This is a genomic window from Rhizobium sp. P1_E1 (assembly GCF_056406015.1).
This window is the reverse complement of record NZ_JBFUAY010000010.1, coordinates 21305-42902: the sequence shown is the minus strand read 5'-3', so window position 1 is coordinate 42902 and position 21598 is coordinate 21305. Positions and strand designations below refer to the sequence as shown.

General features: G+C 61.8%; 20 protein-coding genes. 12 read left to right on the top strand and 8 right to left on the bottom strand.

Annotated features, from left to right (window positions below; all coding sequences use genetic code 11):
• Positions 1 to 71 precede the first annotated feature (71 nt).
• Entirely contained in the window at positions 72 to 968 is an 897-nt protein-coding gene (gene gcvA, locus AC1D1Z_RS06445; RefSeq protein WP_047618704.1) for a transcriptional regulator GcvA, read from the bottom strand.
• Between the two features lie 101 nt (positions 969 to 1069).
• Between gcvA and AC1D1Z_RS06440 the strand changes: the two genes are divergently transcribed.
• Positions 1070 to 1261, top strand: a complete 192-nt coding sequence (locus AC1D1Z_RS06440; protein WP_047618702.1) for a hypothetical protein — start codon at positions 1070 to 1072, stop codon at positions 1259 to 1261.
• Here the strand turns inward: AC1D1Z_RS06440 and xdhC are convergent.
• The 4 genes from xdhC to AC1D1Z_RS06420 all read right to left on the bottom strand — a co-directional run bounded on the left by xdhC (position 1237) and on the right by AC1D1Z_RS06420 (position 6829).
• The gene (gene xdhC / locus AC1D1Z_RS06435) at positions 1237 to 2052 is read right to left on the bottom strand and encodes a xanthine dehydrogenase accessory protein XdhC (RefSeq protein ID WP_130758866.1); all 816 of its coding nucleotides are present in this window, start codon (positions 2050 to 2052) and stop codon (positions 1237 to 1239) included. The two genes, AC1D1Z_RS06440 and xdhC, sit on opposite strands and share 25 nt — an antisense overlap.
• Before the next feature lie 62 nt (positions 2053 to 2114).
• Positions 2115 to 4454 (bottom strand): xanthine dehydrogenase molybdopterin binding subunit, encoded by a 2340-nt coding sequence (gene xdhB / locus AC1D1Z_RS06430; RefSeq protein ID WP_130652867.1) that lies wholly within the window; start codon positions 4452 to 4454, stop codon positions 2115 to 2117.
• Between the two features lie 103 nt (positions 4455 to 4557).
• Complete coding sequence (xdhA, locus tag AC1D1Z_RS06425) at positions 4558 to 6024, bottom strand: xanthine dehydrogenase small subunit (RefSeq protein WP_477849878.1); 1467 nt, start codon at positions 6022 to 6024, stop codon at positions 4558 to 4560.
• A gap of 28 nt (positions 6025 to 6052) precedes the next feature.
• Positions 6053 to 6829 (bottom strand): 3-hydroxybutyrate dehydrogenase, encoded by a 777-nt coding sequence (locus AC1D1Z_RS06420; RefSeq protein WP_018243130.1) that lies wholly within the window; start codon positions 6827 to 6829, stop codon positions 6053 to 6055.
• A 158-nt stretch (positions 6830 to 6987) separates the two neighbouring features.
• Here AC1D1Z_RS06420 and glpK point away from each other — a divergent pair, with 158 nt between their 5' ends.
• The 6 genes from glpK to map all read left to right on the top strand — a co-directional run bounded on the left by glpK (position 6988) and on the right by map (position 13187).
• On the top strand, positions 6988 to 8481 hold the full coding sequence (glpK, locus tag AC1D1Z_RS06415; RefSeq protein WP_477849875.1) for a glycerol kinase GlpK: 1494 nt from the start codon (positions 6988 to 6990) through the stop codon (positions 8479 to 8481).
• 173 nt (positions 8482 to 8654) lie between these two features.
• Positions 8655 to 9029 carry a YciI family protein gene (locus AC1D1Z_RS06410; protein WP_029872305.1) on the top strand — a complete coding sequence of 125 codons (375 nt, stop codon included), beginning with the start codon at positions 8655 to 8657 and terminating at the stop codon, positions 9027 to 9029.
• Positions 9026 to 10285, top strand: coding sequence for an RNA polymerase sigma factor (locus AC1D1Z_RS06405; RefSeq protein WP_130758864.1), 1260 nt, complete (start codon positions 9026 to 9028; stop codon positions 10283 to 10285). The genes AC1D1Z_RS06410 and AC1D1Z_RS06405 overlap by 4 nt, the downstream gene beginning before the upstream one ends.
• A gap of 100 nt (positions 10286 to 10385) precedes the next feature.
• Entirely contained in the window at positions 10386 to 10853 is a 468-nt protein-coding gene (locus AC1D1Z_RS06400) for an SRPBCC family protein (protein WP_018243126.1), read from the top strand.
• A 254-nt stretch (positions 10854 to 11107) separates the two neighbouring features.
• Positions 11108 to 12169, top strand: coding sequence for an LLM class flavin-dependent oxidoreductase (locus AC1D1Z_RS06395; protein ID WP_113542409.1), 1062 nt, complete (start codon positions 11108 to 11110; stop codon positions 12167 to 12169).
• A 259-nt stretch (positions 12170 to 12428) separates the two neighbouring features.
• Positions 12429 to 13187 carry a type I methionyl aminopeptidase gene (map, locus tag AC1D1Z_RS06390; RefSeq protein ID WP_018243123.1) on the top strand — a complete coding sequence of 253 codons (759 nt, stop codon included), beginning with the start codon at positions 12429 to 12431 and terminating at the stop codon, positions 13185 to 13187.
• A gap of 72 nt (positions 13188 to 13259) precedes the next feature.
• On the opposite strand, the gene AC1D1Z_RS06385 is transcribed toward map, so the two are convergent.
• A complete protein-coding gene (locus tag AC1D1Z_RS06385; protein WP_130758863.1) occupies positions 13260 to 13835 on the bottom strand; it encodes a PadR family transcriptional regulator in 576 nt (191 codons plus the stop codon).
• Between the two features lie 165 nt (positions 13836 to 14000).
• Between AC1D1Z_RS06385 and AC1D1Z_RS06380 the strand changes: the two genes are divergently transcribed.
• Positions 14001 to 15185 carry a YbfB/YjiJ family MFS transporter gene (locus AC1D1Z_RS06380; protein ID WP_477849912.1) on the top strand — a complete coding sequence of 395 codons (1185 nt, stop codon included), beginning with the start codon at positions 14001 to 14003 and terminating at the stop codon, positions 15183 to 15185.
• 125 nt (positions 15186 to 15310) lie between these two features.
• The gene (gene sbmA, locus AC1D1Z_RS06375) at positions 15311 to 16576 is read left to right on the top strand and encodes a peptide antibiotic transporter SbmA (RefSeq protein ID WP_130758862.1); all 1266 of its coding nucleotides are present in this window, start codon (positions 15311 to 15313) and stop codon (positions 16574 to 16576) included.
• 261 nt (positions 16577 to 16837) lie between these two features.
• Here sbmA and AC1D1Z_RS06370 read toward each other — a convergent pair whose 3' ends face one another.
• Positions 16838 to 17827, bottom strand: a complete 990-nt coding sequence (locus AC1D1Z_RS06370; RefSeq protein WP_130758861.1) for a polysaccharide deacetylase family protein — start codon at positions 17825 to 17827, stop codon at positions 16838 to 16840.
• A gap of 136 nt (positions 17828 to 17963) precedes the next feature.
• On the opposite strand from AC1D1Z_RS06370, the gene AC1D1Z_RS06365 reads away from it, so the two are divergent.
• The 3 genes from AC1D1Z_RS06365 to der all read left to right on the top strand — a co-directional run bounded on the left by AC1D1Z_RS06365 (position 17964) and on the right by der (position 20881).
• Positions 17964 to 18548: an NnrU family protein gene (locus tag AC1D1Z_RS06365; RefSeq protein WP_130758860.1), complete on the top strand. Its 585-nt coding sequence runs from the start codon at positions 17964 to 17966 to the stop codon at positions 18546 to 18548.
• A gap of 206 nt (positions 18549 to 18754) precedes the next feature.
• Complete coding sequence (locus AC1D1Z_RS06360; protein WP_047618673.1) at positions 18755 to 19438, top strand: tetratricopeptide repeat protein; 684 nt, start codon at positions 18755 to 18757, stop codon at positions 19436 to 19438.
• A gap of 18 nt (positions 19439 to 19456) precedes the next feature.
• Positions 19457 to 20881, top strand: coding sequence for a ribosome biogenesis GTPase Der (gene der, locus AC1D1Z_RS06355; protein WP_130758859.1), 1425 nt, complete (start codon positions 19457 to 19459; stop codon positions 20879 to 20881).
• A gap of 228 nt (positions 20882 to 21109) precedes the next feature.
• Here the strand turns inward: der and AC1D1Z_RS06350 are convergent, their stop codons facing one another.
• Complete coding sequence (locus AC1D1Z_RS06350) at positions 21110 to 21547, bottom strand: MarR family winged helix-turn-helix transcriptional regulator (RefSeq protein ID WP_130758858.1); 438 nt, start codon at positions 21545 to 21547, stop codon at positions 21110 to 21112.
• Between the last annotated feature and the right edge of the window lie 51 nt (positions 21548 to 21598).

Here is a 21598-nt window from a genome sequence, read left to right as displayed (position 1 = left end):
GGACCCGGCTCACCAACCGGGTCCGGTATGTCGTTGTCCGAAAACCGCTGTACAGTTTCAGGCGGCATGCATCAATTTCCGGCTGCCTTCATCTCCTCAAGGATCCAGTTGCGGAAGGCCTTGATCTTGGGCACGTTGCGACGGTTTTCGGGGTAGACGAGCCAGTAGGCCTTGCCGTCGCTACGGGTCAGTTCGAAGGGCTGGTAGAGCCGGCCGAGCGCGATCTCGGCCGCATAGAAGGCCGGATGGAGAATGGCGACGCCATGGCCGGCGATCGCCGCATCGGCTTCCACCGCCTGGGAGCCAAGCTGGTTGCGCGGGCGCCGATCGAGATCCGTCTCCGTGACGCCGGCTGCCTCGAACCATTGTTTCCACCAGATGTCGCCGGCGTCGAAGAGATCGAACTTCAGGAGATCGCGCGGCTCGCTGATGCCGCCTGCCGTCTCCGCCAGCTTTGGGCTCAGCATCGGGGTGAACTCCAGGCCCATCAGCCGGTGCAGCGTCAGCCCCGGCCAGTTGCCGTCGCCCCAGCGGATACCGACATCGATCTGCTCGCGGGCGAAGTCGATGATATCAGAGCTCGCCTGAAAGCGCACCGCGATCGCCGGATGTTTCAAGTGGAAGGAGCCGAGGCGCGGCGCCAGCCATTTCGAGGCGAAGGTATGGGTCGAGCTGATGGCGAGCGTGCCTTCGACGCTGTCGCGCGCCGTCGCCATCGCGTCGTGCAGCATGGCAAAGGCTTCGGTTACCTTCGGCGCCAGCCGCTCGCCGGTCTCCGTCAGTGCGATCTGGCGAGGACGGCGCAGGAAGAGCGGCTCGCCGACATTCTCCTCCAGCAGCTTGATCTGGTAGCTGACGGCCGTCTGCGTCATGCCGAGCTCGTCGCCCGCCTTGGTGAAACTTCCGAGCCGTGCAGCGGCCTCGAAGACGCGCAGCGCATTCAGCGGGAATTGCTTGGAGAGTTTCATGGATAAGTTCTCTTGATGCAGGCAGACGGTCGTTCGATTGGAATTGCAGCATTTTTACCGTCAAACTGCAACTCATACCATCAAGCCATCGAGGTGATGTCATGGATTGCTATGCTATCGAACAGAGCCCGCCGCAGCAGACCATCGGAATTTTCCGGCGCATCGGCGGTCGGCTGGCGCGGATCTGGCGCATGCCCAGCCTCGATCTCGACACGGTGCCGGATCGCGTCAAGCGCGATCTCGGTTTTCTCGACGGACGCGATCCCTATTACGAGGACGAGCGCATGCGGTAGGCCGCGAGCGCCGTCAGGATTTCGGCGGCGGTCATGGCGGCGATCACCTCAGGGCGCTTGTCCCTGACCGCCGAGCCGCCGATCGGCAGCGTTAGCCGCTCCATCCAGCCGCGCTCTCCGCCACCTTCGCGGGAAAGCCAGCTTGCAAAGGTGGCGCGCTTGGTCGCCGAGCCGATCATGCCGGTATAGGCGAGGTCGGTCTTTTCCAGCGCCTCGCGGGCGATGAGGAAATCCAGCGCGTGGTCGTGCGTCAGGATGACGACCACGCCGCCGGCCGGAATATCCCTGACCAGTGCTTCGGGCATCGGCACGAGCCGCGCCTTCGTCTCTGCCGGCAGGTTGGCGAGCTCTTCCTGCCGCGTTTCGACGACCGTCACCAACAGCGGCAGCGGCGCCAAGGCCGCAGCCAGCGCCCGGCCGACATGGCCGGCACCGAAAAGATAGACCTCCGGCAGACACTCGATCTCACTGGTTAGCCTGGCTTCGATTTCTTCAGCAACCGCCTTTGTCACCCGGCGAAACCGCAGCTGCGTGCGTCCGCCACAGCACTGGCCGATGTCAGGGCCGAGCGGGATATCCATCTCCGCCATCCCACCGGTTCCCGCGAGCATGTCCCGCGCATTCTCGATCGCCATGAATTCGAACTGGCCGCCGCCGACCGTGCCCCATAACGCGGTTTGCGATGCCAGCATGAAGGTACCGGCCTCACGCGGGGTGGAGCCCTGCGTACCGGTGATGTCGATGAGGATGCAGTCCGGGTGGGCGGCGAGGAAGCGGCGGATGTCTGTCATGGGTGGCTGACCGATGGGTTCGCCGCCGAGGCCAACAAACGAGCCGGACGCATTCGCATCTGCTACACCCGCTTCATCCGCTCGACCGCCATTAGCACCCGCTCCGGTGTCGCCGGTGCGTCGAGCCTCGGGCAGACCCGATAATCCGCGACACTGCCTACCGCCATCGACAGTGCCTCCAGCACCGAGATCGCCAGCATCAAGGGTGGTTCGCCGACGGCCTTGGAGCGGCCGATGGTGGCCTCAGTGTTCTCGGACCATTCGGCGAGGCGCACGTTGAAGATCTTCGGACGGTCGGAAGCGAGCGGGATCTTGTAGGTCGAGGGGGCATGGGTGCGGAGCCGGCCCTTGTCGTCCCACCAGAGTTCCTCCGTCGTCAGCCAGCCCAGGCCTTGGACGAAGGCACCTTCGACCTGGCCCATGTCGATCGCCGGATTCAACGAGCGGCCGACATCGTGGAGGATGTCGGTGCGGTCAATCAGATATTCGCCGGTCAGCGTGTCGATCGACACCTCGGTGCAGGAGGCGCCGTAGGCGAAATAATAGAAGGGCGTGCCGCGGCCGGCCTTGCGGTCCCAGTGGATCTTCGGCGTCTTGTAGAAGCCGGCGGCGGAAAGCTGGACGCGGGCGAAATAGGCCTGCTTGATGAAATCGGGGAAGGGGATCTCGATTTCGCCGACGCGCACGCGGTTCGGCAGGAAGACGACGTCGGCAGGCCCAACATCCCACTTCTCGGCGGCGAAGGCGACCAGCCGTTCTTTGATCTGGCGAGCAGCGTCATAGGCGGCCATGCCGTTCAAGTCCGAGCCGGAGGAGGCGGCAGTGGCCGAGGTGTTCGGCACCTTGGCCGTCGTCGTCGCGGTGATCTTCACCCTGTCGATATCGACCTGGAAGCTGTCAGCCAGCACCTGCGCCACCTTGGTATAGAGGCCCTGGCCCATTTCGGTGCCGCCATGGTTCAGGTGGATCGAGCCGTCCTGGTAGATGTGGACGAGGGCGCCGGCCTGGTTGAAGGCAGTCATGGTGAAGGAGATGCCGAATTTCACCGGCGTCAGCGCGATGCCCTTTTTTATATAGCGGCTGTCGCGGTTGAAGGCGATGATGGCGTTGCGCCGTGCCTGGTATTCGGACGTTTCCTCCAGCTCCTCGACGATGCGGGGGATGATATTGTCCTCGACCTCCTGATGGTAGGGGGTGAGCGTGCGCCCGGAGCCCGGCTGGCCGTAGAAATTCAGCTTGCGGACATCGAGCGGATCCTTGCCGACGGCATAGGCGATTTCCTCGATGAAGCGTTCGGCCCCGAGCATCCCCTGCGGCCCGCCGAAGCCGCGGAAGGCGGTATTGGAGACGGTGTGCGTCTTCAGTGGTTTCGACGTCAGATGCACATGCGGGTAGAAATAGCTGGAATCGGCATGGAAGAGGGCACGGTCGGTTACCGGCCCTGAGAGGTCGGAGGAGAAGCCGCAGCGTGCCGCATAGGTCGCGTCGACCGCGTGGATGCGTCCTTCGGCATCGAAGCCGAGCTCGTAATCGACGAGGAAATCGTGGCGCTTGCCGGTAGCGCTCATATCCTCGTCGCGGTCCGGGCGGAATTTGATCGCGCGGCCGAGCTTCTTGGCGGCAATCGCCGCAAGTGCTGCGAACTGATTGCCCTGCGTCTCCTTGCCGCCGAAGCCGCCGCCCATGCGGCGCACGTTGACGGTCACGGCGTTGGAGGGAATATCGAGCACATGGCCGACGATGTGCTGGATCTCGCTTGGATGCTGCGTCGAGGACCAGACGGTGACCTCGTCGTCCTCGCCGGGGATCGCCACGGCGATATGGCCTTCGAGGTAGAAATGCTCCTGTCCGCCGATGCGCATCTGACCTTTCACACGCATGGCGGCATTCGTCATTTCCGTATCCGGTTCGCCGCGCCGCAGCGTCATCGGGGTGATGACGAGCGGGCTGCCATTGGCGAGCGCGCCGTCGATATCGCTCCAATGCGGCAGGTCGCGATAGTCGATCTTTGCCAGCCGCGCGGCGCAGCGGGCGGCATCACGCGTCTCGGCGATGACGGCAAAGATCGGCTGGCCGTGGAACTGAACTAAAGTTTCGGCCAGCAGCGGCTCGTCATGGCTGCCGTTGGAGCTGACGTCGTTGACGCCGGGCACGTCTTTGCCGGTGAAGACCCAGACGACGCCGGGATAGGCGGCGACCGCGGAGAGATCGATAGCGGCGATTTCGGCATGTGCCCGGTCAGAGAGGCCGAGGGCGCCGTGCAGTAGACCTGCGGGTTCCGGAATATCGTCGATATAATCGGCGGTTCCGGTCACATGTTTATGCGCTGAATCATGTCGCTGCGAGCCGTGCATCGGGCCTGCGATGATGGCCTTGCGGTCTTCGAAGGTGGACTTGTCCATTAGCGCCTCCCTCCGCGAAGGGAGTGAGGAGAGGCGACCGCGACCGTTCCCATCGAAGCTTGCCACCAGGTCTTGGAGATCAGGCTGAAGATCGATTTTTCCATCACGCCACCTCCTCGAACCRCTTCAGTTCGGCCGGCGCGCCGACGGTCTCAAGATAGAACCGCGTCAACAGGTTCTTCGCTGTCAGCTGGCGGTATTCCGCCGTCGCGCGCCAGTCGGTCAGCGGCTGGTAATCGGCGTCGAAGGCGGGGCGGGCTGCCTCGATCGTCACTTCCGTCCATGGTTTGCCGATCAACTCGGCCTCCACCGTGCGGGCGCGTTTCGGCGTCGCCGCCATGCCGCCGAAGGCGATGCGAATATCGGTGATCGTCTCGGCATCGTCGAGCGTCAGCAGGAAGGCGCCGAGCACGGCAGTGATGTCCTCATCGCGGCGCTTGGTGATCTTGTAGGCGGCAAAGCGGCTCATTGCTGCGGGGTAGGGCACGAAGACGCTCTCGACGAATTCGCCGGGCTTTCGGTCCTGCTTGCCATAGGCGATGAAGAAATCCTCGAGCGGCATTCTGCGCTGGCCTTGCAGGGACCGCAACGTCAGCGTCGCGCCGAGCGCGATCAGCGGTGGCGGGCTATCGCCGATCGGTGAGCCGTTGGCGATGTTGCCGCCGATCGTGCCCATGTTGCGCACCTGCTCGCCGCCGATGCGATCGATCAGCCGCCCGAGCGCCGGGATTTTCTTGGAGATCGCCTCGAAGGCCCTGGTGTAGCTGACGCCGGCGCCGATGGTGACGCCGTCCTCGCCTTCCGTAACCGACTGCAATTCGCTGAGGTGATTGATGAAGACGACCGGGCTCAGCCTGCGCATCTGCTTCGTCACCCAGAGGCCGACATCGGTCGCGCCGGCGACGATAATCGCGTCGGGTTCCTGCGAAAGGACCTCGGCCAGCGCCTGGACAGAAGCCGGCACGATCAGCCGGTCTTCGCCATTCCCAATCCTGATCGTGCCGCTCGCCTGCATTGCCCAAAGCCGCGCGACGATTTCCGAGCGCGTCCGTTCCAGCGGGTCGAAGAGCGTACTCGGCCGCACCAGGCTCACCTGCTCGGCGGCCTTGACGATCGGCTCGTAGCCCGTGCAGCGACAGAGATTGCCTTGTAGCGCCTTTTCAATTTCCTGGCGGCTCGGCTTTTCCTTGGCGAGCCAGAGACCGTAAAGCGACATGACGAAGCCCGGGGTACAGAAGCCGCATTGCGAGCCATGACAATCGACCAATGCCTGCTGGACGGGATGCAGCGCGCCGTTCTTGCCGGCCAGATGCTCGACGGTCACCACATGGCTGGCATGCAGCGAACCCATGAAACGAATGCAGGCATTGACGGATTCATAGGCGAGCTTGCCGTCGGCCAGCCGGCCGACGAGCACGGTGCAGGCGCCGCAATCGCCTTCCGCGCATCCTTCCTTGGTGCCCGTCAGTTGTCGCTTCAACCGCAGAAAATCGAGAAGCGTCTCGGTTGGCCTGACATCGGTAAGCGTGACGTCCTCGCCATTCAGGATGAAGCGGATGCTGTCGTTCATGATGTTCCTGTTGTTGTTTTCCAAATGGTTAAGCCGCCGTCCAGCCACCGTCAATCGAGATGTGCGTTCCCGTCACCTGCCGGGCGGCATCGCTGGCGAGATAGAGCGACAGTGCGCCGATTTCTTCGGCCTTGACGAATTCATGCGTCGGCTGCGCCTTGAGTATGACCTCGCTCTTCACCTGTTCCTCGGTCATGCCGCGGGCCTTGGCGGTATCCGGTATCTGCTTCTCTACGAGCGGCGTCAGCACGTAGCCGGGGCAGATGGCGTTCACGGTCACGCCGAATTCGGCGAGCTCCAGCGCTGCCGTCTTCGTCAGGCCTAATATACCATGTTTTGCCGCGACATAGGCGGATTTGAAAGGGGAGGCGACGAGCCCGTGGGCCGAGGCGATGTTGATGATCCGGCCGTACTTCTTCGCTTTCATCAGCGGGATCGCGGCGCGCATGGTATGAAAGGAACTCGACAGATTGATCGCGATGATCTGATCCCATTTCTCGATCGGGAAATCCTCGACCTTCTCGACATGCTGGATGCCGGCATTGTTGACCAGGACATCGACGCCGCCGAAGGTCTTGGCCGCCGTTTCGATCAGGTCGGCGATCTCGGCGGGCTTGGTCATGTCGGCCGGATGATAGAGCGCCCGGCCTTTGGATAATGATTCAAGCCGTTCGACGATCGCCTTGATTTCATCAGCCTTTCCAAAACCGTTGATGACGATGTTGTCGCCCGTTTCTGCGAAGGCAGTGGCGATCGCAAGACCGATGCCGCTGGTGGAACCGGTGACGACGACTGTTCTGCTCATGCTGTTCTCCCTGAAATGGCGATGCTGCGGTGCAGCGCTTAGCTGCGAGGTTATGCCCAAAGCCGGCGGGCTGGCAATTCCGCTTTATTCGCTTTTCTCGCTCCCATCCGTGTCCTATTGATTTGCTTCGACAATTGACATGCTGAGGGAGGGTTTTCATGAGCGGATATGTTCTGGCGATCGATCAGGGAACGACGTCGACGCGGGCGATCGTCTTCGATGGCGACATGCATGTCGCCGGCAAGGGCCAGAAGGAATTTACCCAGATCTACCCGCGCTCCGGCTGGGTCGAGCACGATCCCGAGGAAATCTGGGATTCGGTCGTCTCCACCGTCCACATGGCGCTGCGCGATGCCGGGATCGAGGCTAGGGATCTTGCAGCACTCGGCATCACCAACCAGCGCGAGACGGTGGTCGTCTGGGAACGCGAGACGGGTCGGCCGATCCAGAATGCCATCGTCTGGCAGGACCGGCGCACGGCAAGCTATTGCGACAATCTGAAAAGGCAGGATCTCGAGCGGCTGTTCACAAAGAAGACCGGCTTGATCCTCGATCCCTATTTTTCCGGCACCAAACTTTCCTGGATGCTTGCAAACGTGAAGGGCGCGCGGGCGCGCGCTGCCAGGGGCGATCTCTGCTTCGGCACGATCGACACTTTCCTGATCTGGCGGCTGACGGGTGGCAAGAGCTTCGTCACCGATGCCACCAATGCCTCGCGCACGCTGATGTACAATATTGCCGAAAACGCGTGGGACGAGGATCTGCTCGATATTCTGAGGGTCCCCGCCGCGATGCTGCCGGAGGTCAAGGATTGCGCCGCGGATTTCGGCACCGTCGATCCTGATATCTTCGGTGCTGCTATCCCCATCCTCGGCGTGGCCGGCGACCAGCAGGCGGCGACCATCGGCCAGGCGTGTTTTGCGCCCGGCATGATGAAATCGACCTATGGCACTGGCTGTTTCGCGCTGCTCAACACCGGCGCCGACATGGTGCGCTCCAAAAATCGGCTGCTGACCACCATCGCCTATCGCCTGAACGGCGAGACGACCTATGCGCTGGAGGGTTCGATCTTCATCGCCGGCGCCGCCGTGCAATGGCTGCGGGACGGGCTCGGCATCATCGGCAGCGCGGCGGAGACCAACGCGCTTGCCGAAAGGGCCGATCCGACGCAGGAGGTCTATCTGGTGCCCGCCTTCACCGGTCTCGGCGCGCCGCATTGGGATGCCAAGGCGCGGGGCGCGATCTTCGGGCTGACGCGCAACAGCGGCCCGGCGGAACTCTCCCGAGCGGCGCTGGAGGCCGTCTGCTATCAGACCCGCGATCTGCTCGACGCCATGCAGAAGGACTGGAAGAACGRCACTGAGGACACAGTGTTGCGCGTCGACGGCGGCATGGTCGCCTCCGACTGGACGATGCAGCGCCTTGCCGATCTGCTCGATGCGCCGGTCGATCGCCCGATGATCCTGGAGACAACGGCGCTGGGGGCTGCCTGGCTCGCCGGCAGCCGGGCAGGGGTGTGGCCGGACAGGGACGGTTTTTCGGCGACCTGGAAACGGGATCGGCGGTTCGAGCCAGACATGGACGAGAAGGTGCGGGCGGCGAAGCTCAAGGGTTGGAAGAATGCGGTCAAGCGGACGCTGAGCGAGGGGTAAGGGGCGATCGGAGCCGTCATGTAGCTCCGCTCGTCCCGGGAGATGCCCAGCCATTTCTTCAGCTATGACGCCGTCCGTACTCCGGAAGATCACGAATTTCCGGTCAATAATTTTTTGATGCGGCCTGTCGGGTAAGCGGTTACTCCTTCGTCATTCAAAAAGAGGAGTGAGCGATGCTTTATGCAATCCTTTGTTACGCCCATGAGGAAACTGTCTTCGCCTGGTCCAAGGAGGAAGAAGCTGCCGTCATGGAGAAACTCTACGCCGTGCAGGAGCCGCTTGCCGCATCCGGCAAACTCGGCCCCGTCGGCCGGCTGATGCCGACGACGGCTGCGACCACCGTGCGCAAGGGCAAGGACGAGCCCTTGGTCATTGACGGACCTTTTGCGGAAACGAAAGAGGCGCTTCTCGGCTTCTACGTCGTCGACTTTGAAACGCTCGACGAGGCGATCACCTTCTCGAAGCAGCTTTCATCCGTCAATCCAGGTTCCACCTCTTACGAAATTCGGCCTTTCTACGTCTTCAGGCCCGGAGATGCTTCATCATGACAGACATTGCCTGGATCGACCTCGCGCTTGCATCGGCCCGCCCGAAGGCGCTGGGCGCGCTGCTGCGCTATTTCCGCAATCTCGATACCGCGGAAGAGGCGTTTCAGGAAGCGTGTCTGAGGGCGATCCGAACATGGCCGGAGAAAGGGCCACCGCGCGATCCCACAGCCTGGCTCATCTTCGTCGGTCGAAACAGCGGCATCGATGCGGTGCGCAAGCGGGCGAAGATCCAGGCTCTGCCGGATGAGGACGTCATCTCCGATACCGAGGATGCCGAAAGCGACATCGTCGAGCGGCTGGACGATTCCCATTATCGCGACGATATTCTGCGGCTGTTGTTCATCTGCTGCCATCCCGATCTACCGGCGACCCAGCAGATCGCGCTGGCGCTGCGCATCGTCTCCGGTCTTTCGGTGCCGCAGATCGCGCGTGCCTTCCTGGTTTCCGACAGCGCCATGGAACAGCGCATCACCCGGGCCAAGGCGCGCGTCGCCAAGGCCGGCGTGCCTTTCGAAACGCCGAGCCCGCAGGAGAGGGCCGAACGGCTCTCGATCGTCAGCACGATGATCTATCTGATCTTCAACGAGGGCTACAGCCAGGCCGATCCCAGGCATGAGGCGGCTGCCTTCAGCGACGAAGCGATCCGGCTGGCGCGATTGATGCTGCATATCTTCCCATCCGAACCGGAGTTGATGGGGCTGCTTGCGCTCATGCTTCTGCAGATCTCGCGCCGGCCGGCACGCTTCAACGCCGGGGACGAGATCGTGCTGCTCGAAGATCAGGACCGGTCGCTGTGGAACCAGCCCTTCATCAATGAGGCCTTAGCGCTGCTCGACAAGGCGCTGCGCCATCGTCAGCCTGCCCCTTATCAGATTCAGGCGGCCATCGCTGCTGTTCATTCCCGCGCAAAACGCGCTGGGGATACCGACTGGGTAGAGATCGACCTGCTTTATCGCGCGCTGGAGCGTCTCCAGCCGTCGCCTGTGATAACGCTCAACCGGGCCGTCGTCGTCTCCAAGCTCCAGGGTGCGCAGGATGCGCTCGACCTCATCGATCCGCTTGGCGAAAAACTCGGCGGTTATTTCTACTATCACGGCTTACGGGGCGGGCTCCTGAAGCAGCTTGGCTTGACCAGCCAGGCGCGAGAAGCCTTCGACCGCGCCATTGCACTGGCCCATTCGGCGGCTGAGGCAGCCCATATCCGCCGGCAGATCGACAAGATGCAGGAAGAGACCACGCAGCCGATCGCAAAATAAAATGCGATAGGGCCTGCGGGCTGTCGGAATGCCGAACTTCGACACGTCCTCGTAACAACCTGACAGGAGACAGGTTTCATTCAAATGGAGAGATGTCGACATGACCGCCAGCACGCAACATGAACTCGTCCTCGTTCGCGAATTCGACGCGCCACGCGAGAAGATCTACAAGGCATGGACTAATCCTGATCTGCTGAAGCAGTGGTTCGTGCCGCGTCCCTGGGGGGTGGCGGAAGCGACGCTCGACGTCCGCCCCGGCGGTTCCAGTGTGGTCGTCATGCATGACCCCGAGGGCAACCAGTACCCAAACCGCGGCGTCTATCTCGAGATCATCGAGAACGAGAAGATCGTCTTCACCGATGCCTATACAAGCGCCTGGGTGCCGTCCGAGAAACCCTTCTTCACGGGCGTCATCCTGCTCGAAGATCTCGGCAACGGCCGGACGAAATATACGGCCAAGGCGCTGCACTGGCGCGCCGAGGACAAGGAAGCGCACGAGAAGATGGGCTTCCACGAAGGATGGGGCAAGGCAGCGGACCAGTTGGCGGAACTGCTGGCGAAGATGTAAGCGGGGGCGAGGCGGCGCGGCGAGACCGCGTCGTCCTGGCAGTTGAAGCATCGTCTAAGACGGTTCGAAAGATGATTCCGCCGGCGCTTCGAAGTCGTTGAATTCAGATTCGAATTGGTCGCCGATCGATCTTCCGGATCCCCAAAGACATCATGCCGCCCATCGAAATTCTCGAACATTCCTTTCCAGAATTTGTATTTGCGCTCTATCCCCGGCATCCTTATCTCAGCCGAGAATTCAACAGGATGCAGATGATGGAACTGGGGCTTTACACATTCGCCGACGTCAATCCCAACCCTGCCGGCAGCAGAGGCGTCGAAGGGGCGGAGCGGCTGAAGAACCTGATCGAGGAGATCGAGCTTGCCGATCAAGTGGGGCTCGATGTCTTCGGGCTCGGCGAACATCATCGGCCGGACTATGCCGCATCCGCTCCCGCAGTCGTCTTGGCCGCGGCCGCCGTCAAGACCAGAAGTATCCGGCTGACCAGTGCCGTCACCGTGCTCTCCTCCGACGATCCCGTGCGCGTCTTCCAGCAGTTCTCGACGCTCGATCTGCTTTCCAACGGCCGGGCCGAGATCATGGCAGGGCGCGGCTCCTTCATCGAGTCCTTCCCGCTATTCGGCTACAATCTCGAAGACTACGACCAGCTTTTCGAGGAGAAGCTTGATCTGCTGCTGGCGCTGCGCGACAACGAGGTTGTGGAATGGAAGGGTGAGCTTCGCGCGCCGATCAACGGGCGCGGCGTCTATCCGCGACCGCTGCGGGATCCGTTGCCGCTCTGGGTTGCCGTCGGCGGCACGCCGCAGTCGCTGGCGCGCGCTGGCGCGCTGGGCCTGCCGGTGGCGCTGGCGATCATCGGCGGCGAGCCGCGTCGTTTTGCGCCGCTCTTCGATCTCTACCGCGAGGCGGCGCGCCGGGCAGGGCAGGATCCGGCGAAGCTGAAGACCAGCATCAACGTCCATGGCTTCATCGCCGATACAACGGAGGCGGCGGCCAATCAGTTCTACGGGCCTCAAGCCGAGGTGATGAACCGCATCGGCCGTGAGCGCGGTTGGGGACCGACGAACCGGGCGCATTTCGACATGTCGCGCGGGCCGAATGGCGCGCTCTTCGTCGGTGATCCCGAGGTGGTCGCCGAAAAGATTATCGCCCATCACGCCCTCTTCAAGAACGACCGCTTCCTGCTGCAGATGGCGATCGGCCTGATGCCGCATGCCGAGATCATGCGCGGCATCGAGCTTTACGGCACGAAAGTCGCGCCGATCGTCAGAAAGGCATTGACTGAAAGGGGCGAAGAGGCGAAAGCCACGGCCTGACGAGCGCATAACGTCGAACATCGGAATCGATTTTCGAAAAAGGATTGTGCGCCACTTCAACGTGATGAGCGTCCTTCGCGCGTCCTGTCGAACGCGCGGCGGTCTAGAACAGGATGATTTTAGACCGGGTCGGCCTAAAATTTGAATCCGGTTCTAAATTAGATAGTTAGAGCATCATGTTGTCCGAAAACCGCTCACACGTTTCGGCATCATGCTCTGAGGCGGCCGCGGCCGTCCTGCGCAAGGCCGGAACAGACGAATGGTTATCGCAAACGACGACGAACTGGTAAAGCTCAAGGAGATCGGCCGGATCTGCGCCAACGCCATCCAAGTGATGGCAGCGGCGATGGAGCCCGGCATGACGACGCTGGAGCTCGACCAGATCGGCCGCAAGGTGCTCGAGGATTCGGGCGCGCGCTCGGCGCCAGAGTTCTGCTACCAGTTTCCCGGTGCCACCTGCATCAGTATCAACGAGGAAATCGCCCACGGAATTCCCGGCCCGCGCGTCATCCGCGCCGGCGATCTCATCAATATCGACGTCTCGGCGGAAAAGGATGGCTTCTTTGCCGATACTGGCGCTTCCTTCGCGGTGCCGCCGATCAAGCCAAAGATCGAGCGGCTCTGCCGCGACGGCAAACGGGCACTCTGGGTCGGGCTCAACCAGGTCAAATCGGGCGAGCCACTGGCAAAGATCGGCACCGCCGTCGGCGCCTTTGCGCAGAAGAACCGCTATACGCTGGTCGCCAATCTGGCGAGCCACGGCGTCGGCCGCTCGCTGCACGAGGAGCCGGCCGAGCTCTCGACCTGGCCGGACCCTTCGGAAAAACGGATGATGACGGAAGGTCTCGTCTTCACCGTCGAACCTTTTCTCTCCCTCGGCGCAACATGGGCCGAAGGCGGCGACGATGCCTGGACGCTCTATGCCGATCCGAAGGCGCCGACCGTGCAATATGAGCATACGGTGGTCGCAACGCGCAACGGGCCGGTGGTTCTGACCTTGCCGGATGAGCGGGCGTAAGACCGGTACTGAACAATGAAGAAAGGCGGCGGGAGCTGACTCTGTCTCAAATCCCGCCGTACAGTCTTCGTCTCAGCTCCGCGTTTCCGGCCTGCCGCCTTGCAGGATTTCGGTGGCGGCGCGTTCGAGGATGCCGGCGATGCGGGCGGCTTCGGGTTTCGACCAGGGATAGCGCATGCGCATCGCCGAGCGCAGCAGCATACGGGCTGCACGGATATCGCCGCCGTCCTGCATGAAGTCGCCGTCATCACTGTCGTCGGCGCCGTGACGATCGGTTTCGAAGACACGCTTCACGTGGGCCATCTTCTCGCCGATGCGTTCCAACTTGGCGAAGGTATGCAGGATCATGGCACGGTTTTCCTCGACGCGGCGGCGGCCGGCCTCGGTGATGCGATAGAGCTTCTTGGCGCCCTCAGCCTCCACCTCGGCAAGACTGGTTTCCTCGAGATAAGTGAGGGCGGGATAGATGACGCCCGGACTCGGCACGTAGAAGCCGCCCGAGCGCTCTTCCAATATCTTTATCAATTCGTAGCCGTGGCGCGGCTGCTCAGCGAGCAGCGCCAGGATGACCAGTTGTAGATCGCCGGCCGCTAATTTGCGGCCCATGCGGAAATCTCCGCCGAACATGCCGCCTTTAAAACCTCTCATGATTCTTCCTTTCATCGTTAGAAGTATCGTTAGCTATGTCGTAAAATATATATCGTAAGATATTGCTTTCAAGCGCGACCGAAAATTTTTGACGTTTCTGGAAATTGATCGATCGATCAGAATTACTTGATTGTGATGCCGGTGCTGCAGCGCGATAAACGCGGCATGCTCGAGCGCATCCGTCACTCCCCGCCGAACCTTGTCTCCACCGCCGCTGCCGGCGCCGTTGCCATGGCCGCGGCCATGGGCTTCGGGCGCTTCTCCTACACGCCGATCCTGCCCGGGATGATCAGCGGCGTGYCGCTTTCGGCAGCGGATGCAGGCTTCATCGCGTCGGCCAATTTCGTCGGCTATCTCGTCGGCGCCGTGCTTGCAGCCTATGGCTGGGCGGCAGGGCGGGAGCGGCTGGTGGCGCTGCTGTCGCTGCTGGCAACGGCGATCCTGCTTGCCGCCATGGCTGCCACCGATTCCGTCGCCGTCTTTGCCATTATTCGTTTCTTGGCCGGCGTCGCCAGCGCCTTTGCGATGGTCTTCACCTCGTCGATCGTGCTCAGCCACGGGGCTGCCGCTGGCAACGATCATGTGCAAGCAGCGCATTTCGGCGGGCCGGGTGCGGGTATCGCGCTGTCTTCGGTCATGGTGCTGCTGATCGGCCTCGGCTTTCACGACGGGCCGGGCGGCTGGCGGGCCGATTGGATCGGCGGGGCGCTCTATTGCGCAGCAAGCGTTGTCGTCGTCTTCCTGCTATTGCCGTCGGCGCCGGCGCAATCGGCGCAGGTGGGCAAGGAGCCGGCGCTCACCTGGAACCGGCCAATGGTGCTTCTGACGTTGTCTTACGGCGTGTTCGGCTTCGGTTACGTCATCACCGCGACCTTCCTCGTCACCATCGCGCGCCTTTCTGCAACAGGACCCTTCGTCGAATTCCTCTGCTGGTTCATCGCCGGCCTGACGGCGGCGGTTGCGCTGTTTGCCTGGAAGCCGCTGGTCAAGCCGCTCGGGCTTGGCGGGGTCTATATCGCAGCGCTTCTGGTCGAGGCCGCCGGTGTGCTTGCGACCGTAGCGCTGCCGCCTTCCGTCGCACCGCTGATCGGCGGGGCGCTGTTCGGGGCGACGTTCCTGGCGATCACGGCTTACGGGCTGCAGATCGGCCGCAAGCTTTCGCCTGACAGTCCGCGGCGGATCCTGGCGATGATGACGGCCGCCTTCGGCGTCGGCCAGATCGTCGGGCCCGTTGTTGCCGGCTGGATCGCCGAGCGTAGCGGCAGTTTCACCGTCCCGACGGTGATCGCCGCCGTGGCACTCGTCGCCTGCGCGGCGCTGGTGATGCCAGTGGTCAAGAAAATCTCTTAACCGGTTACATCTCCGTAACAATCGGCCGAACCCATTGCTGCGTCCTTCGAACTGCCTTAGTTTCCGGCACAATCAGTGTTCGACGACACTCCCGAGACTCACAGTTCAGGAAAGCAAAGCCTCCCGTGTTTCATTCCTTTTTTCCGCAGCCAAAGGCGTTCTTCATTTCGCTTGCCGTGTGGACGCTAATTTCAATATTTGGCTGGTATTTTTTCGCTGCCGGTCTCGGCGCGTCGCTCGGCTTTGTGCCGGTTCCGGAAGAGCAGCAGCCGATCGATCTCTCGTTCTTCCTGCTGCCCGAAAATATCTGGTTCTACGGCTATTTCCTGCTGTCGGCGGCGATCTTCTGCGCTGCGTGGCATCTGATCGCGCGGAACCATCCCTGGAAGCTTTGGTCGATCTGGGGTTCGGCGCTGATCATCTTCGTGACCTATTTTGGCGTCCAGATCAGCGTCGTGATCAACAATTGGCGCCGGCCGTTCGGCGATCTCCTACAGGACGCACTGAACAAAAAGCCGGGTATCACGGTCGACAATTTCTACGACCTAATGTGGATTTTCTGCCAGATAGCATTCCTAGCCATGTTCGTATCGATCATGACAGATTTCTTTACCAGCCACTATATCTTCCGTTGGCGCACGGCGATGAACAACTTCTACATGTCGAAGTGGGAGAAGCTTCGCCATATCGAGGGCGCATCACAGCGCGTTCAGGAAGATACGATGCGTTTTGCGAGCACGCTGGAAGTGCTCGGTATCAGCCTCATCAATTCGGTCATGACGCTCGTCGTTTTCCTGCCGATTCTTTTGTCGTTGTCGCATTATGTTACGTCGCTGCCCCTGATCGGGCCGGTCGCGAATTCACTCTTCTGGCTGGCGCTGTTCTGGTCAGCGTTCGGCACGGTCCTGCTGGCGGTCGTCGGCATCAAGCTGCCGGGCCTGAATTTCCGCAATCAGCGCGTCGAAGCGGCCTATCGCAAGGAACTGGTCTATGGCGAGGACTATGCTGAGCGCGCCCAGCCGCTGACAGTCAGGGAGCTCTTCGGTAACGTCCGCCGCAATTATTACCGCATGTATTTCCACTACATGTATTTCAACGTCGCCCGCAATTTTTACAGTCAGGCCGACGCGCTCTTCGTGGTCTTCATGCTGGTGCCGACGATCGTGGCAGGGGCCATCACCTACGGTATCTTCCAGCAGATCTCGACCGCCTTCGGCCAGGTCAGCAACTCGTTCCAGTATCTCGTCAATGCCTGGACAACGATCATCGAATTGCTCTCCATCCACAAACGCCTCAAGGCCTTCGAAGCGGCGATCGACGACGAGCCGCTGCCTGACATCGACCAGCGTTATCTAGAGCGTGAGGCGGGTGTTGTTCACGCCGACGGTTGATGCGCGGGGGGTGCCAGCCATCGGAAGGTTGGCGTTTGCGGCGCCCCCCTCATCCGCCTGCCGGCACCTTCTCCCCGAGGGGAGAAGAGATTCGTTGCGGCGTTGCGATTCCCCCTTCTACCCAGCGGGGAGAAGGTGCCCGATAGGGCGGATGAGGGGGGCGGCACGGCATGCCGTTTCGTCCAATAAAGCCAGGGGACATATTGCCGTCTCGGGGACTTTACCTGCAGTCGCCATCAATCCTGATGTGGCAACGCCCCGTCAAAGCCCCGACGTCTGCACCAACTTCCCGCGCGTCTCGATCATCGGGATCGCTTCCGAGTAGCTGACGCAGGCCACATCCGGCCGGTGGCAGACGTCGCTGACCAGGCGGTCGAGGGCGCGCCAGTAAGCGCCGCCGTTCATTTCGACGAAGTGGAAGCCGAGCTGGAGGGGGATGCGGTTGCCGTTGTACTGGCGATCGAAGGCCTGGGAAAAGGCGGCATAGGCGCGATCCTCGAATTCCGCGGAATCGGCCGTATCCTCCTCACCCTTTGAATGGCGGACGAAGAGATTGTAGTCCATGCCGATGATCGGCTTCTCGTTCGGGCCTTCGGGGATCAGCGGCARGCCGAAGCGGATGATGCCGTCTTCCTCGACAGGCATGGCAGGCCCTTTGGTGACCAGGCTCGCATCATAAGTGAAGCCCGCCTTCTTTTCGGCGGCGATCATGTCAGAGCCCGCGGTTGCCGAGAGATAGGGGGCGCGAAAGCCCTTGATGCCGTGATCGACCAGATCCTGCCAACCGGTCGGCTCCTGCAGGCCGACGCTCTTCCAGGCGTTTTTCAACGTCGCATGAAAGGTTGCGTATTCGGCCGACCAGTCGGCCTCGCTCCAGAGGCGGCCGTCGAAATGGCCACAGGCATGGCTCGATATGTCGTGTCCTTCGAGGTGGGCGTGCCAGATATTGCCGAGGCGCTCGCGGATCTCGTCGTCGCTCTGCGCGAAGCCGACATTGGATTTTCCGCGTTTCTGGTGCGGCGCCTGATAGGCCTTCTTCGCCGCCTCGTTCATCAGGAAGGTGCAGGAGAGAAAATAGGTGAAGTGGGCGCCGTTTTTCGCCGCCATCTCGCGGCTCTTCAGCCAGAGCGCGTTGTCGTGGGCGCCGTCGAAGGAAATGATGACGAGCTGTTTCGGCCGGTCGGCCGCCTCGGCGATTGCCGGGAGCAGGAACGAGGCAGCCAGACAGGTGGAGAGGAGAAGACGGGACATGGACACCGCGACAATTTGTTCGCGGTTTCCCTCCGACAGAATTGCGGCGAAGCTGCGGTCTCTCTGGCATTTTTTCACGCCAGCCGTTAGAGCCTTTCCTGGTCAGATGTGACAAACGGTACGGAAGGGATCCGCAATGACATTGCTTATCGTCGGCATCATACTTTTCCTCGGGGTGCATCTGGTGCGGGTGGTGTCCCCCGGCTTCCGCCGTTCGATGATCGCAAGCCTCGGCGAGAAAGGCTGGCGGGTAGCCTATTCGATCGCCAGCATCGCCACACTGATACTTTTGATCTACGGCTTCGGGCAGGCGCGTGATGTGACCGGCATGCTTTACAATCCGCCGGTCTGGATGGCGCATATAACAATCACGCTGATGCTGATCGCGATGATCTGTCTCGTGGCCTCGCTGCTGCCGGCGGGGCATATTGCAACGAAGACCAAACATCCGATGGTGCTGTCGGTGAAGATCTGGGCGCTGGCACACCTGCTCGCCAATGGCGAGACGTCGTCGGTCCTGCTGTTTGCCGCCTTTCTCGCCTGGGGCGTCATCCTGCGCATTTCCTTGAAACGGCGGCAGCGGGCGGGTGAGATCACACTCCGGCCGTTCGTCTCGGCCAAATACGACCTCTATGCCGTCGTCACCGGCATCGTCGTCTGGGCGCTGATCATCTGGAAGCTGCACGAATGGTTGATCGGGGTTTCGCCGCTCGTCATGTGACCGGCGCATAACCCCGAAATTCGATTCCGATTTTCGGGAAGGATTATGCGCGGATTCAAAGTGTTAGAGCGTCCTTAGCGCGTCCTGTTGGACGCGCGGCGCTCTAATCTTTCACATCCCCCTTACAACGGCTGCAAAATGGGGTAGAAGGCCCGATAATATGCGTTTTGCATTGTGTATGGGTATTTCCGCGGCCGGAGACGAGAATGGCATTCAACGACGACAGCTTCATCCGTGAAGTCAATGAGGAATTGCGATCCGACCAGATGAAGGGCGTCTGGCGCCGGTTCGGCCGCTATATCATCGTCGTCGCCATTCTGATCGTCGTCGGCACAGCCGGCAAGGTTCTCTACGAGTATTGGGACGACAACCGTTCCTCCGGCACCGGCGACCAGTTCCTGGCGGCGATGAAGCTTGCCGACGAAAACAAGAACGACCAGGCGCTGGCCGCGCTCGACAAGCTCGAGAAGGAAGGCCATGGCGCCTATCCGGTGCTGGCGCGGATGCGGGCCGCGACCGTCCAGGTGCAGATGGGTGATACCGCCGCGGCGATCGCCGCCTTCAACGAGATCGGCAAGGACAATGCCGTTCCGGCCGCCGTGCGCGATGCCGCCAAGATGCGTGCCGGTTGGCTGCTCATCGAGAACGGCGCTTACGAACAGGTTTCGGCCGCGATCGAGGAAATGGCCGTTCCCGGAAACGCCTTCCGTCATTCGGCGCGCGAGGCACTCGGCCTTGCCGCTTACAAAGCCGGCAACATGGCGCAGGCGCGGCAGTGGTTCCAGTCGATCGTCGACGATACCGACAGCCCACGCAATGTTGCCAATCGCGCCCATATGATGCTTGATCTGATTACCGCATCCGGCAAGGCGCCCGCCGCTCAGGGCTGATCGCGTTAAGGACAAGATATGAGTTTCACGGTCGCCATCGTCGGTCGTCCGAATGTCGGCAAGTCGACACTTTTCAACCGGCTGGTAGGCAAGAAGCTGGCGCTTGTCGACGACACGCCGGGTGTTACCCGCGACCGCCGGCCGGGCGATGCGCGGCTGATGGGCCTGACCTTCACGATCATCGACACAGCTGGTCTGGAAGAGGCCGACGCGGAAAGCCTGCAGGGCCGGATGCGGGCGCAGACGGAAGCGGCGATCGACGAGGCGGATCTTTCGCTTTTCATCGTCGACGCCAAGAGCGGATTGACGCCCGTCGATACCGACCTTGCCGAAATGTTGCGCCGGCGCGGCAAGCCGGTGGTGCTTGTCGCCAACAAATCCGAAGCGCGGGGCTCCGACAGCGGCTTCTATGACGCCTACACGCTCGGCCTCGGCGAGCCGACGCCGATTTCGGCCGAACATGGGCAGGGCATGCTCGACTTGCGCGATGCGATCGTTGCCGCAATCGGCGAGGACCGAGCCTATCCCGCCAAGGAGGATGTCGCCGTTACGGATGTCGACATTCCACAGACGGAAGGCGAGGACAGCGACGCGGACGAAGAGCCGGCCTATGACGAGACGAAGCCGCTCAGGGTGGCGATCGTCGGCCGGCCGAATGCAGGAAAATCGACGCTGATCAACCGTTTCCTCGGCGAGGACCGGCTTTTGACCGGGCCGGAGGCAGGCATCACCCGCGACTCCATCTCGGTCGAATGGGACTGGCGCGGTCGCACCATCAAGATGTTCGATACGGCAGGCATGCGCCGCAAGGCGCGGGTGATCGAGAAGCTGGAGAAGCTTTCGGTTGCCGATGCGCTGCGCGCAATCCGCTTCGCCGAAACCGTCGTCATCGTCTTCGATGCGACGATCCCCTTCGAAAAGCAGGATCTGCAGATCGTCGACCTCGTGCTGCGCGAGGGCCGTGCCGCCGTGCTCGCCTTCAACAAGTGGGACATGATCGAAGACCGGCAGGCGGTGCTTGCGGATCTGCGCGAAAAGACCGACCGCCTGCTGCCGCAGGCGCGCGGCATCCGCGCCGTGCCGATCTCCGGCCAGACCGGCTGGGGACTGGACAAGCTGATGCAGTCGATCATCGACACGGACAGGGTCTGGAACAAGCGCATCTCGACGGCGCGTCTCAACCGCTGGTTGGAGACGCAGCAGATTCAGCATCCGCCTCCGGCCGTTTCCGGCCGCCGCATCAAGCTGAAATACATGACGCAGGTCAAGGCCCGCCCGCCGGCCTTCATGATCTCCTGCACCCGCTCGGATGCGCTGCCTGAATCCTATACACGCTATCTAATCAACGGGTTGCGCGCCGATTTCGACATGCCGAGCGTGCCGATCCGCATCCATTTCCGCTCGCCTGATAATCCGTTCGAAGGCAAGAAGAGGCGGACGTAGGGTTCAGGGGCCGTGGTGGGAACACCCCCTCTGCCTTGTCGGGCATCTCCCCACAAGGGGAGATCGGATGGGCGTTGAGGCTTCCCAAAACAACTCCGCTTGGCGATTAAAATATCGACAGAGAGGGACGAAGCGTTCGCCTCCTGCTGATCTCCCCACTCATGGGGGAGATGCCCGGCAGGCAGAGGGGCGTACCACAAGCGCTGTGATACCCAGTCCGGTTAGCCGCTAAACCACGCTTCGATTCAGCGCCTCACGCAGCGCCACGATCTCGGCCTGCAGGCGGGTGAGGTCGACTGCATCGCGACCGCTGGCAGCGGCGATGCAGCCGGGGATGCCGATCGCCTTTTCCTTGAGGCGCTTGCCTTCGTCCGTCAATCGAAGCATCACGACGCGTTCGTCGTCCTTGCTGCGTTCGCGTCTGACATAACCTGCGGTTTCAAGGCGTTTGAGCAGCGGGGTCAGCGTGCTCGATTCGAGGAAGAGCTTTTCACCCAAGCCGCCGACGGTCTGGCCGTCGTGTTCCCAGAGCGAAACCATCGCCAGATATTGCGGATAGGTGAGGCCGAGCGTCTCGAGCAGCGGCTTGTAGACGCGGTTCAGTGCGTGGCTTGCCGTATAGACGGCAAAGCAGATGAAATTGTCGAGCTTCAACTGATCCTGCATGGAAAATCTCCAAAATCACACAAGTTTACATCGTGCGATAAATAATCGTAG

Excerpts from the sequence above, each read along its gene's own strand:
- gcvA (WP_047618704.1), bottom strand. The coding sequence starts at position 968 with ATGAAACTCTCCAAGCAATTCCCGCTGAATGCGCTGCGCGTCTTCGAG.
- AC1D1Z_RS06440 (WP_047618702.1), top strand. The coding sequence starts at position 1,070 with ATGGATTGCTATGCTATCGAACAGAGCCCGCCGCAGCAGACCATCGGA.
- xdhC (WP_130758866.1), bottom strand. The coding sequence starts at position 2,052 with ATGACAGACATCCGCCGCTTCCTCGCCGCCCACCCGGACTGCATCCTC.
- xdhB (WP_130652867.1), bottom strand. The coding sequence starts at position 4,454 with ATGGACAAGTCCACCTTCGAAGACCGCAAGGCCATCATCGCAGGCCCG.
- AC1D1Z_RS06420 (WP_018243130.1), bottom strand. The coding sequence starts at position 6,829 with ATGAGCAGAACAGTCGTCGTCACCGGTTCCACCAGCGGCATCGGTCTT.
- AC1D1Z_RS06410 (WP_029872305.1), top strand. The coding sequence starts at position 8,655 with ATGCTTTATGCAATCCTTTGTTACGCCCATGAGGAAACTGTCTTCGCC.
- AC1D1Z_RS06405 (WP_130758864.1), top strand. The coding sequence starts at position 9,026 with ATGACAGACATTGCCTGGATCGACCTCGCGCTTGCATCGGCCCGCCCG.
- AC1D1Z_RS06400 (WP_018243126.1), top strand. The coding sequence starts at position 10,386 with ATGACCGCCAGCACGCAACATGAACTCGTCCTCGTTCGCGAATTCGAC.
- AC1D1Z_RS06395 (WP_113542409.1), top strand. The coding sequence starts at position 11,108 with ATGGAACTGGGGCTTTACACATTCGCCGACGTCAATCCCAACCCTGCC.
- map (WP_018243123.1), top strand. The coding sequence starts at position 12,429 with ATGGTTATCGCAAACGACGACGAACTGGTAAAGCTCAAGGAGATCGGC.
- AC1D1Z_RS06385 (WP_130758863.1), bottom strand. The coding sequence starts at position 13,835 with ATGAGAGGTTTTAAAGGCGGCATGTTCGGCGGAGATTTCCGCATGGGC.
- AC1D1Z_RS06365 (WP_130758860.1), top strand. The coding sequence starts at position 17,964 with ATGACATTGCTTATCGTCGGCATCATACTTTTCCTCGGGGTGCATCTG.
- AC1D1Z_RS06360 (WP_047618673.1), top strand. The coding sequence starts at position 18,755 with ATGGCATTCAACGACGACAGCTTCATCCGTGAAGTCAATGAGGAATTG.
- der (WP_130758859.1), top strand. The coding sequence starts at position 19,457 with ATGAGTTTCACGGTCGCCATCGTCGGTCGTCCGAATGTCGGCAAGTCG.
- AC1D1Z_RS06350 (WP_130758858.1), bottom strand. The coding sequence starts at position 21,547 with ATGCAGGATCAGTTGAAGCTCGACAATTTCATCTGCTTTGCCGTCTAT.